The organism is Caulobacter sp. 10L414, from assembly GCF_056395525.1.
Genome location: NZ_JBFTJR010000034.1, coordinates 25,122 through 36,480, shown reverse-complemented (window position 1 = coordinate 36,480; position 11,359 = coordinate 25,122). Strand labels below are relative to the sequence as shown.

Sequence of the window (11,359 nt, the reverse complement as noted above, 5' to 3'; positions counted from 1 at the left end):
GCGTCAGTTCGCGCGGCCAGTACCCGGGAAGGAAAATTCATGGCCGACCTCAGCCGACGCGGAGCCCTGTTGCTGACGGGGGGCTCGCTTCTGACCGGGGCCGCCGCCGCGGCCGCCCTGCCCTCCGCCGCTGCGGCCGAAGGCGTGGGCTCCCTGCCCGCCAAGCCCAAGTCCGGCCCGAACTGGACCAAGGGCGTCGAAGGCCAGCGCAAGGCCGACCTGGGCGACGGAACCTTCCTCAACCCGATCCTGGCCGGCGACCGGCCCGACCCGTCGATCCTCAAGGACGGCGACGACTACTACATGACTCACTCGTCCTTCGACGCCTATCCGGGCCTGCTGATCTGGCATTCGAAGGACCTGGTGAACTGGGCGCCGGTGGGCCCGGCCCTGAAGACCAACATCGGCTCGGTCTGGGCGCCGGAGCTGTGCAAGCACCAGGGCCGCTACTACCTCTACATCCCGGCCAAGTTCCCCAAGAACAACACCAGCTACGTCATCTGGGCCGACAAGATCGAAGGCCCCTGGTCCGAGCCGATCGACCTGAAACTGCCCGGCTACATCGACCCCGGCCACATCGTCGACGAGAACGGCGAGCGCTGGCTGTTCCTGTCGGGCGGCGACCGCATCAAGCTGGCCCCCGACGGCCTGTCGACGGTGGGCAAGCCCGAGCACGTCTACAATCCCTGGCGCTATCCCGATGACTGGGACGTCGAGGGCTTCTCGCCCGAAGGCCCCAAGGTCATGAAGAAGGGCGAGTACTTCTACATGATCACCGCGGTGGGCGGCACGGCCGGCCCGCCGACCGGCCACATGGTCATCGCCGCGCGGGCCAAGTCGCTGGGCGGCCCGTGGGAGAACCACCCGAAGAACCCGCTGGTGCGCACCGTCGACAACGCCGAGAAGTGGTGGTCGCGCGGCCACGCCACCCTGGTCGAAGGCTCGGGCGGCGAGTGGTGGACCGTCTATCACGGCTATGAAAACGGCTTCTGGACGCTGGGCCGCCAGACCCTGCTGGCCCCGGTGACCTGGACCAAGGACGGCTGGTTCGACATCGGCGGCGGCGATCTGGCCAAGCCGATCAGGAAGCCCCAAGTCGCGCAAAAAGAGCGCGGCAAGGCCGTGCCGCACGGCATGGCGCTGTCGGACGACTTCAGCACCGACAAGTACGGCGTGCAGTGGAACTTCTTCGACCCCAAGCCGGGCGAGCAGGACCGCATCAGCCGCTCGGGCGGCGTCCTGACCCTCAAGGGCGCGGGCGAGGCCCCGTCGACAGGCTCGCCCCTGATCTTCGTCAACGGCGACCAGGCCTACGAGATCGAGTGCGAGATCGAGATCGATCCGGAGACCCGGGCGGGCCTGATCCTGTTCTATGATCGCCAGCTCTATTGCGGCCTGGGCTTCGACGCCAAGAACTTCGTCACCCACCAGTACGGCATCGAGCGCGGCCGCCCGGCCAATCCGCATGGTTCGCGGATGCTCATGCGCCTGCGCAACAACCGCCACATCGTCGCCTTCCACACCTCGGGAGACGGCGGCAAGACCTGGAAGCGGTTCGACCGCGGCATGGAGGTCAGCGGCTACCACCACAATGTGCGCGGCGGCTTCCTGATGCTGAAGCCAGGGATCTACGCCGCCGGCAAGGGCTCGGCCCGGTTCAGGAACTTCAAATACCGGGCCCTGGACTAGGGCCGGAGGATCAATCCTCGCCATTTCCCTATTCGTCATCCCGGAAAGCGCGCAGCGCTTATCCGGGACCCAGGGGCCAAGCGCGGTGCGGTGGCCCCTGGGTCCCGGCTCTCCGCTTCGCTACGGCCGGGATGACGAGCAATTTTTGGAGCCCGACATGCGCCTGAAGTCCCTCCTTCTCGCCGCCACCCTCGTCGCCGCGCCCTTCGCCGCTTTTGCCCAGGCTCCGGCCGCCGAACCCGAGCCACCGATGTTCAAGGCGGTGAAGATCGTGCTGATCGGCGATTCGACCACCGCCGTGATCGGCGGCTGGGGCCCCAGCTTCTGTGGACAGCACCTGACCTCGTTCGCCGCCTGCATCAACCTGGCGCGCGGCGGCCGCTCCAGCGGCAACTACCGCACCGAGGGCTCGTGGCGGCTGGCCATGAAGGAGATCGCCGCCGGCGGCTTCCAGGACACCTATGTGCTGATCCAGTTCGGCCACAACGACCAGCCGGGCAAGCCGGGCCGCTCGACGGACCTGGCCACCGAATATCCCGCCAACCTCAAGCGCTATGTCGAGGAGGTGCGGGCCGCCGGCGGCAAGCCGGTGCTGGTCACCCCGCTGACCCGCCGCCAGTTCGAGGGCGGCAAGCTGATCGACGACCTGGGCCCCTGGGCGCAGGCGACCCGCAAGGTCGCCGCAGAGACCAAGACCCCGCTCGTCGACCTGCACGCCAAGTCCTACGCCGCCGTCCAGGCAATGGGCGCGGCCGAAGCCACGCGTTTCGCCCAACAGCCGCCCCCGGCCGAGGTGCTGGCCGCCGCCAGGACCGGCACAACGATCAGCGCCCAGCCGGCGGCCCCGCCTGCGCCGGGCGCGAGCCCCGCCAAGCCCCCGCAGGCCCAGAACAACGCCGCCGTCGAGCCGATGGGCCAGGCCAAGCTGTCGTTCGACTACACCCACCTGGGCCGCGACGGCGCCGACTACTTCTCCAAGATCGTCACCGACGAACTGGCCGTCGCGGTTCCGGCCCTGCGGCGGTATCTGGTGCCGTAGCGCGGCTTGCCGAGCAGAGCCCGACCGTGGGATCGTGGGGCCATGTCGCGACGCGATCCCCACACCTTCCTCGATACGCTCGGCCTGGCCGGAGACGGCGACGACATCGACCTGCTGCGCGAGATCGAGGCGTCGTTCGGCGTCGCTTTCGATGACGAGGCCGGCGACTGGCGCACGGTCGGCGATCTCTATTGGGCGCTGGTGCGGCGGGTCGGAACCGACGAGGCCGGCCTGTGCGCCACCAGCATGGCGTTCTATGCATTGCGCGGCGCGCTGGAGCGGCAAGGCAGGACCGAGCCGCGCGCACGACCGACATCGCGCCTCGCCGCCCTCGCCCGCCTGCCGCCCAGGCGCCAGTACGCCTTGCTGACGCGAGAGCTCGGCCTGAAACTGCCCGCGCCGCCAAGCGGCTGGGCGGGAACCCTGGGCCTATGCCTGTGCCTTGCGGCGGCGCCCGGCGGCGCCGTCGCGCTGTTCCAGCCCGCCCTGTGGCCCTGGCTGGCGGCCTGCGTCGCGGCCGGCGTCGCGCTTCTGCGGCTCGACCCGGGCGCCTATGGCCAGCTCACCCTGGGCGATCTCGCCCGCGAGACGGCGGCCCGCAACAACGCTCGTTTCGTCGCCAAGGGCGCGGATACGCGCCACGAGGCGGTGTGGCGCGCCCTTCGCGACCTTCTCGCCGCCGACGGCCACCAGAACGTCGGCCTGGAGACCCGGCTGATCGCCTGATCCCATCGTCAGCGGAAACCGCTCACCCCAGCAGGCAGGTCAAAACCGACTTCATCACCGTGGCCATGGCCTGACGATCCTGTTCGGGGTGGTTGACGCTGCGGATGACCAGGCCGTCGAACATAGCGCCGATCATCTCGGTGCGGGCGGCGAACTCCTCGTCGCTCCATTCGGGCTTGCGGCTGCGCTCCAGCATCTGGCTGGCCAGGGCGCGTTCCTGGTCGTCGGCGGCGCGGACGATGGCGGCGACCTTGGGATTGCGCGAGGCCTCGGCCATCACCTCCAGCACCAGCGGCGCGCGACGCGGGTCGTAGCATTTGCTGACCGCCTCATCGATGTGATCGAGCATGGCGTCCAGCAGCGTGCCCGGCCGGCTTTCCAGCTCGGCGAACTTCTCGCGCATCTCGGCCAGGTCCTGGGCGACGATCGCCGCGACCATGGCTTCCTTGTTCTCGAAGTAGCGATAGATCTGGCCCACGCTGAGGCCGGCGGCCTTGGCGATCTCGGCCATGCTGGCGCCATGGAAGCCAGCCTGGCGCACAACATCGCAGGCCGCATCCAGGATCTGTTGCCGCCGCGCCTCGGGCGTCGGCTTGGCGCTTGAACTCACGTCGACCATCGAGCGGTCCCGTTCTCCATTACATTTCCGTCAGGTCAACCGAGCCGGCAGGACGGGGTGTTGACTTCGCCTTACCCCGGGCCTATGTCCAGCGCAATTGAGAATGAACGTTCATTCTCAAATTGTTCATCATAGGCGCGTCGTCAAGGGGACCTCCCCCCCTGCGGCAGCCTGTCGCTCCGGGGATATCCATGGCTATCAAACGTCCGCTCGCCGCTTCGGCGGTTCTTCTGGCGGCTGTCTCGCTCACCCTCGCCGCCTGCGGGCAAGGCAAGGGCGGAGCCGCGGGCGGCATGGGCGCGGGCGGTCCCACGCCCGTGGGCGTGGTGGTCGTCAAGACCGAGCCGGTGACCCTGACCAGCGAACTGCAGGGCCGCACCTCGGCCTACCTGGTCTCGGAAGTGCGTCCGCAGGTCGGCGGCATCGTCAAGGCCCGCCTGTTCCAGGAAGGCTCCTACGTCCGCGCCGGCCAGCCGCTCTACCAGATCGAGCCGGCGACCTTCCAAGCCCAGGTCAACAGCGCCCAGGCGGGCCTGGCCCAAGCCCAGGCGACCTACACCGCCGCCAAGCTGAAGGCCGACCGCTACAAGGAACTGGTCGCCGTCAACGCCGTCTCCAAGCAGGACAACGACGACGCCCAGGCCGCCGCCCAGCAAGCCTCGGCGAACGTCGCCGCCCAGAAGGCCGCGCTCGACACCGCCCGCATCAACCTGGGCTGGACCCGCGTCGTCGCCCCGATCTCGGGCCGCATCGGCAAGAGCTCGGTGACCCCCGGCGCGCTGGTCACGGCCAGCCAGGCCACGGCGCTGGCCACCATCCAGAACCTCGACAAGATCTATGTCGACCTGACCCAGTCGTCGGCCGAGCTGCTGCAGCTGCAGCGCGACCTGGCCGGCGGCCAGCTGGGCCGCTCGGGTTCGGCCCAGGTCAGCCTGAAGCTGGAAGACGGCTCGACCTACCCGGTCCAGGGCCGCCTGGAGTTCGCCGACGTCACCGTCGACCAGACCACCGGCTCGTTCGGCCTGCGCGCCACCTTCGACAACCCCAACGGCGCCCTGCTGCCGGGCATGTACGTCCGCGCCACCCTCGGCAAGGGCGTGGCCTCCAACGGCGTGCTGATCCCGCAGGCCGGCGTGAGCCGCGACCCCAAGGGCAACGCCACGGTCACCGTGGTCGGCGCCAAGGGCGTGGCCGAGGTTCGTCCGATCACCGTCGGCCAGACCGTCGGCGACAAGTGGCTGGTCACCTCCGGCCTGAAGGTCGGCGACCAGGTCATCGTCGAAGGCCTGCAGAAGGTCCGTCCTGGCGCGCCCGTGAAGCCCGCCGTCATCACCGCTCAACGCTAAGGCCGGCCCCAAATGCTGTCCCGTTTCTTCATCGACAGACCCATCTTCGCATGGGTGGTCGCGATCGTGATCATGCTGGCGGGGGCGCTCGCCATCCGCACGCTGCCGATCGCCCAATACCCCGAGATCGCCCTGCCGCAGGTCTCGGTCTCCGCCAACTATCCGGGCGCCTCGGCCAAGACGGTCGAGGACAGCGTCACCCAGGTCATCGAACAGAAGATGAAGGGCCTCGACGGCCTGGATTACATGTCGTCGACCAGCGACAGCTCGGGCTCGGCCACGGTCACCCTGACCTTCAAGGCCGGCACCGACATCGACATCGCCCAGGTGCAGGTCCAGAACAAGCTGCAGACCGCCACCGCCCTGCTGCCGCAGGAAGTGCAGCAGCAAGGCCTGACGGTCGCCAAGTCGGCCCGTAACTTCATGATGGTCGTCGGCCTCTATTCGGAGAACGACAAGACCACCAACACCGACCTGGCCGACTACATCGCGTCCAACATCCAGGACCCGCTGAGCCGCGTCGACGGCGTCGGCGAAGTGCAGCTGTTCGGCGCCCAGTACGCCATGCGCATCTGGCTCGACCCGAACAAGCTGTCGTCCTACAGCCTGACGCCTTCGGACGTGTCGGCGGCCATCCAGGCCCAGAACGCGCAGGTCTCGGCTGGCCAGCTGGGCGGCACGCCCAACCTGCCGGGCACGGGCCTGAACGCCACGATCACGGCCCAGTCGCGCCTGCAGACGCCCGAAGAGTTCGAGAACATCATCGTCAAGAACAGCACGGGCGGGGCTCTCGTCCGTCTGCGCGACGTCGCCCGGGTCGAACTGGGCGCCGAAAGCTACGTCTCGACCGCCAAGTTCAACGGCCGTCCGGCCGCGGGTCTGGCCATCCGCCTGGCCCCCGGCGCCAACGCTCTGGACACCGCCAAGGCGGTGAAGGAGCAGATGGCCACGCTCGAGAAGAATTTCCCGGCCGGCTACAAGTACGTCGTTCCTTACGACTCCACGCCGTTCGTGGAACTGTCGATCCACGAAGTGATCAAGACGCTGGTCGAAGCCATCATCCTGGTCTTCATCGTCATGTTCCTGTTCCTGCAGAACTGGCGCGCCACGCTGATCCCGACCATCGCCGTCCCGGTCGTCCTTTTGGGCACCTTCGGCATCCTCGCGGCCTTCGGCTACTCCATCAACACCCTGACCATGTTCGGCCTCGTGCTGGCCATCGGCCTGCTCGTCGACGACGCCATCGTCGTGGTCGAGAACGTCGAGCGGGTGATGAGCGAGGAGCACCTGTCCCCCGTCGAGGCCACGCGCAAGTCGATGGGCGAGATCACCGGCGCCCTGATCGGCATCGCGCTGGTGCTGTCGGCGGTGTTCGTGCCGATGGCCTTCTTCAGCGGCTCGCAAGGCGTCATCTACCGCCAGTTCTCGATCACCATCGTCTCGGCGATGATGCTGTCGGTCGTGGTCGCCCTGGTGCTGACGCCGGCGCTCTGCGCCACCATGCTGAAGCCGCACGACCGCGCCCACGGCGAGGCTCTGCGCACCGATCATCCGGGCCTGCTGGGCGCGGTGATCAACTTCTTCAACCGCTTCTTCAACTGGTTCAACCGCAGCTTCAACGACGTCTCGGGACGCTATCAGGGCGGGGTCCGCAAGATCCTCGGCCGCAGTGTCCGCTGGATGGCTATCTACGGCGTGATCATCCTGGTCATGGGCCTGCTGTTCGTCCGCCTGCCCAGCGCCTTCCTGCCGGAAGAAGACCAGGGGATCATGATCACCCTCGTCCAGCTGCCGCCGGGTGCCACCGAGGAACGCACCCTGGGCGTCCTCGACCAAGTCCGCAGCCACTTCATGGACGACGAGAAGGAAGCCGTGCAGTCGGTGTTCACCGTCTCGGGCTTCAGCTTCAGCGGCGCGGGTCAGAACGCCGGTCTCGCCTTCGTCCGCCTGAAGGACTTCGACGAGCGCAAGGCCGCCAACCTGAAGGCTCCGGCCGTCGCCGGCCGCGCCATGGGCAAGTTCCTGCAGATCCGCGATGCGATGGTGTTCGCCGTCGTGCCGCCGGCCGTGCCGGAACTGGGCACCTCGTCGGGCTTCGACTTCCAGCTGCAGGACATCGGCGGCGTGGGCCATGACGCCCTCACCGCGGCCCGCAACCAGGTCCTGGGCATGGCTGGCCAGGATCCCAACCTGGTCGGCGTGCGTCCCAACGGCCAGGAAGACACCCCGCAGCTGAAGATCGACATCGACCAGGCCAAGGCCGGTTCGATGGGCCTGACCACGGCCGACATCAACGCGGCGCTCAGCGCGGCGTGGGGCGGCTCGTACGTCAACGACTTCATCGACCGCGGCCGGGTCAAGAAGGTCTACATGCAGGCCGACGCGCCCTACCGCATGAAGCCCGAAGACCTGAACAACTGGTACGTCCGCAACAGCAGCGGCCAGATGGTGCCCTTCTCGGCCTTCGCCACGACCCGCTGGGTCTACGGCTCGCCGCGTCTGGAGCGCTACAACGGTCTGTCGTCGATGAACATCCAGGGCGCTCCGGCCCCGGGCAAGAGCTCGGGCGACGCGATGAAGGCCATGGAGAAGATCGCCGCCCAGCTGCCGGCCGGCATCGGCTACGAGTGGACCGGCCTGTCGGCCCAGGAACGTGAAGCGGGCAACCAGGCTCCGGCCCTGTACGCGATCTCGATCCTGGTGGTGTTCCTGCTGCTGGCGGCCCTCTACGAGAGCTGGTCGATCCCGCTGTCGGTCATCATGGTCATCCCGCTCGGCATCGTCGGCGCCCTGCTGGCGACCACCCTGCGCGGCCTGTCCAACGACATCTACTTCCAGGTGGGCCTGCTCACGACCATGGGCCTGGCGGCCAAGAACGCCATCCTGATCGTCGAGTTCGCCAAGGAGATCTTCGAGCGCACCGGCAACCTTGTGGAAGCCACGCTGGAAGCCGTCCGCATCCGTCTGCGTCCGATCATCATGACCTCGCTGGCCTTCGTCTTCGGCGTGCTGCCCTTGGCGATCTCCAACGGGGCTGGATCTGGCAGCCAGCACGCGATCGGCACGGGCGTCATCGGCGGCATGCTGTCGGCGACCATCCTGGCGATCTTCTTCGTCCCGCTGTTCTTCGTGATCGTCGAACGGATCTTCAAGCCCAAGCCCCGTCACCACGACGAGGCCCCCGCCACCCCGGTGGAAAGCCACTGAGATGCTTCGTAACCTGACCCTCACCCTGCTGGCGGCCAGCGCGCTGACTGCCTGCACCATGGCCCCGAAGTACGAGCGACCGGCCCTGCCGGTCGCCACCACCTGGCCCACGGCTTCGGCCAACGGCCAGACGGCTTCGGCCGGCGACCTCGCCTGGAAGCAGGTGTTCGAAGACCCCCGCCTGGCGGGGACCATCGACCTGGCCCTGGCCAACAACCGCGACCTCCGGATCGCGGTGCTCAACATCGAGCAGGCCCGCGCCACCTATCGCATCCAGCGCGCGGCCCTGCTGCCGACGGTCAACGGCACGCTCTCGGGCACCAAGAGCGAGACCCCGACCGCGGCTTCGGGCTTCGGCTCGGCGATCGGCGGCTCGGGCTCGCTGGAGATCGAGAACTACAACGCCACCGTCGGCGTCACCTCGTACGAGCTCGACATCTTCGGGCGCGTGCGCAGCCTCAAGGACCAGGCGCTGCACAGCTACCTGGCCACCGAGGAGACCGCCCGGGCGACGCAGATCAGCCTGATCGCCGAGACGGCCAACGCCTGGCTGACCTTGGCGGCCGACCAGGACCTGCTGGCCCTGGCCAAGGACACGCTGAAGAGCCGTGAAGACAGCCTCGCCCTGGCCCAGCGCCAGTTCGACGTCGGCGCGGCCTCGCAGCTGGACCTGCGCACCTCGCAGACCCTGGCTGAGACGGCCCGGGCCGACGTGGCCACGTACACGGCCCAGGTCGAGCGCGACAAGAACGCCCTGCGCCTGCTGGTGGGCGCCGAAGTTCCGGCCGACCTGCAGCCGGCCGGCGGCCTGATCACCGCCCAGATCCTTCCCGATCTGCCGGCGGGCGTGGCTTCGGACGTGCTGACCCGTCGTCCCGACGTGCTGGCGGCCGAGCACAGCCTGATGGGCGCCAACGCCAACATCGGCGCGGCCCGCGCGGCCTTCTTCCCGCGCATCAGCCTGACCGGCTCGTACGGCAGCGCCAGCGCCGACCTCGACGGCCTGTTCAAGAGCGGCACCAAGAGCTGGAGCTTCGCGCCCAGCATCAGCGTGCCGATCTTCGCCGGCGGGGCCAACAAGGCCGGGCTGGACAGCGCCAAGGCCGGCCAGAAGATCGCCGTGGCGACCTACGAGAAGACCGTGCAGACGGCCTTCCGCGAAGTCTCCGACGCGCTGGCCACCCAGGCCACCATCGGCGACCGCCTGGCCGCCCAGGAACGGGTGGCCGCCGCCGCCGCCGACACCGCGCGACTGACCAAGCTGCGCTACGACCGCGGCGTCGACAGCTCGCTCGTCCTGCTCGACGCCCAGCGCACGCAGTACACGGCCCAGCAAGGCCTGATCAACGCGCGCCTGGCCCGGGCCAGCAACTTGGTCACGCTCTACAAGGTCCTCGGCGGCGGCGCTCCCGCCAGCAAGGGGTCCTGACCTGATCGGGGAGGGTAAGGCCCCTCCCCCAACCGATCCCCGCGCGACGGTGCGGGGCTGATCGCGGCGGCATCCCCCCGGACACGCCGCGACCGGAAGGGGCGCATCACCCCCCCAATCCCAGATGCGCCCCTTCCACCCTTATTCCCTTCCCCACAATCAGATCCGACCGCCCGACGCCGCCTCCAGCCGCGCGTGCAGGCCGTCCAGCCGGGCCGCGCAGGCCGCCCGGATCGCCGGATCGACCTCGGCGCGCTTGGCCGCGCCATCCGGCGCGAACGCCCGCTCGGGCGCCTTGGCGTCGATCTTGGCCGCCGCCGCCATCGCCTCGCGCTCCGCCGCCTCGGGCGCCCAGCCGAAATGCGGCAGCACACGCCCAGCCACCGCCTCGGGCAGCGTCGCATAGTTGACCAGCAGCCCCGCTTCGTCGGCCGCCAGGGCCGCCAGCATCGCCTCGCCGATCGCCGCCAGCACCGCGGCCTGATAGTCGGCGTCCGGCGTCGCCGGCTGCGCCAGGCCGAACACGGCCGGCGCCACCACCTGCGGAACCATCTGCATGCCCGGCGAGCGGGCGTGCGAGACCATCACCTCGGCCGGCGCCCGGTAGAGGTGCAGCCAGGGCGCCTGCGGAAAGGCCGCGCGGAAGAGGTCGAAGGCCAGGGCGTGCCAGCAGTCCAGCTTGAGGAACAACCGCTCGTCCCCCGCGCCGCGCGCCCGGCCCAGCGCCGCCACGACGCCGCGCAGCAGGACGACCTTGCGATCCCTGGGCAGGTCGCCGCGCACGACGTGGTCGATCGGCGCGGCCTCCGACAGCACGGTCGCGCCCGCCGGCGCCCCGAGCATCCGGCCAAGCAGGGTCGAGCCGCAGCGCGACATGTGGAAGACGAGGCCGTCGGGGGCCGGTCCCGCCAGCCCTTCCAGCGCCGACAGCGGCGTGCGCAGCCGCAACAGCCGGTTCAGCGGCAGCGACCAGACCTTGGGGACGCTCTCGCCAAAGAACGACTCCGCCAGCCGGCGCGCGCCGAAGAAGGCCCAGTCGACCGCGTCCTCGCCCGGCGAGACGGCGACCGGCAGCCATCCGGCCGGCGGCGCGGTCGGGCGCGGGACCACGTTGCGCCTGGCCAGTCGCTCGGCCAGGCCCGGGGCGGCCAGCCCCCATCCGGCGGCCACAGCCTGCGCCTCGCGGGCGAAGTCCTCGTCGCGGAACAGCTCGGCGAGCCTGGCGCAGGCGGCGACGTCCTCGGCCAGCCGCGCCATGAAGGCTTCCAGATCCCGCGTCGCGCCCGCCGTAAGTTGCATGCCCG

8 protein-coding genes are annotated in these 11,359 nt (G+C 69.3%); 6 read left to right on the top strand and 2 right to left on the bottom strand.

Going from position 1 to position 11,359, the window contains the following annotated elements; translation table 11 throughout:
* Nucleotides 1-39 precede the first annotated feature (39 nt).
* The 3 genes from AC1DCG_RS14740 (at nt 40) to AC1DCG_RS14730 (ending at nt 3,454) form a co-directional block, all read left to right on the top strand.
* Nucleotides 40-1,689, top strand: coding sequence for a family 43 glycosylhydrolase (locus AC1DCG_RS14740; RefSeq protein WP_477027718.1), 1,650 nt, complete (start codon nt 40-42; stop codon nt 1,687-1,689).
* A gap of 157 nt (nt 1,690-1,846) precedes the next feature.
* Nucleotides 1,847-2,728, top strand: a complete 882-nt coding sequence (locus AC1DCG_RS14735) for a rhamnogalacturonan acetylesterase (protein WP_477027717.1) — start codon at nt 1,847-1,849, stop codon at nt 2,726-2,728.
* Between the two features lie 42 nt (nt 2,729-2,770).
* A complete protein-coding gene (locus tag AC1DCG_RS14730; RefSeq protein WP_477027716.1) occupies nt 2,771-3,454 on the top strand; it encodes a hypothetical protein in 684 nt (227 codons plus the stop codon).
* 22 nt (nt 3,455-3,476) lie between these two features.
* Here AC1DCG_RS14730 and AC1DCG_RS14725 read toward each other — a convergent pair whose 3' ends face one another.
* A complete protein-coding gene (locus AC1DCG_RS14725; protein WP_058347813.1) occupies nt 3,477-4,073 on the bottom strand; it encodes a TetR/AcrR family transcriptional regulator in 597 nt (198 codons plus the stop codon).
* A gap of 191 nt (nt 4,074-4,264) precedes the next feature.
* On the opposite strand from AC1DCG_RS14725, the gene AC1DCG_RS14720 reads away from it, so the two are divergent.
* Genes AC1DCG_RS14720 through AC1DCG_RS14710 form a run of 3 tightly spaced genes read left to right on the top strand, consistent with a single transcriptional unit; the run spans nt 4,265 to nt 10,055 of the window.
* Complete coding sequence (locus tag AC1DCG_RS14720; protein ID WP_165257023.1) at nt 4,265-5,419, top strand: efflux RND transporter periplasmic adaptor subunit; 1,155 nt, start codon at nt 4,265-4,267, stop codon at nt 5,417-5,419.
* A 12-nt stretch (nt 5,420-5,431) separates the two neighbouring features.
* A complete protein-coding gene (locus AC1DCG_RS14715) occupies nt 5,432-8,626 on the top strand; it encodes an efflux RND transporter permease subunit (protein WP_477027715.1) in 3,195 nt (1,064 codons plus the stop codon).
* Between the two features lies 1 nt (nt 8,627).
* Nucleotides 8,628-10,055 carry an efflux transporter outer membrane subunit gene (locus tag AC1DCG_RS14710; protein ID WP_477027714.1) on the top strand — a complete coding sequence of 476 codons (1,428 nt, stop codon included), beginning with the start codon at nt 8,628-8,630 and terminating at the stop codon, nt 10,053-10,055.
* A 159-nt stretch (nt 10,056-10,214) separates the two neighbouring features.
* Here AC1DCG_RS14710 and AC1DCG_RS14705 read toward each other — a convergent pair whose 3' ends face one another.
* On the bottom strand, nt 10,215-11,354 hold the full coding sequence (locus AC1DCG_RS14705; protein ID WP_477027713.1) for an aspartyl beta-hydroxylase: 1,140 nt from the start codon (nt 11,352-11,354) through the stop codon (nt 10,215-10,217).
* Nucleotides 11,355-11,359 lie beyond the last annotated feature (5 nt).

Coding starts and splice junctions, on each gene's coding strand:
- AC1DCG_RS14740 (WP_477027718.1), top strand. CDS start 40: ATGGCCGACCTCAGCCGACGCGGAGCCCTGTTGCTGACGGGGGGCTCG.
- AC1DCG_RS14735 (WP_477027717.1), top strand. CDS start 1,847: ATGCGCCTGAAGTCCCTCCTTCTCGCCGCCACCCTCGTCGCCGCGCCC.
- AC1DCG_RS14730 (WP_477027716.1), top strand. CDS start 2,771: ATGTCGCGACGCGATCCCCACACCTTCCTCGATACGCTCGGCCTGGCC.
- AC1DCG_RS14725 (WP_058347813.1), bottom strand. CDS start 4,073: ATGGTCGACGTGAGTTCAAGCGCCAAGCCGACGCCCGAGGCGCGGCGG.
- AC1DCG_RS14720 (WP_165257023.1), top strand. CDS start 4,265: ATGGCTATCAAACGTCCGCTCGCCGCTTCGGCGGTTCTTCTGGCGGCT.
- AC1DCG_RS14715 (WP_477027715.1), top strand. CDS start 5,432: ATGCTGTCCCGTTTCTTCATCGACAGACCCATCTTCGCATGGGTGGTC.
- AC1DCG_RS14710 (WP_477027714.1), top strand. CDS start 8,628: ATGCTTCGTAACCTGACCCTCACCCTGCTGGCGGCCAGCGCGCTGACT.
- AC1DCG_RS14705 (WP_477027713.1), bottom strand. CDS start 11,354: ATGCAACTTACGGCGGGCGCGACGCGGGATCTGGAAGCCTTCATGGCG.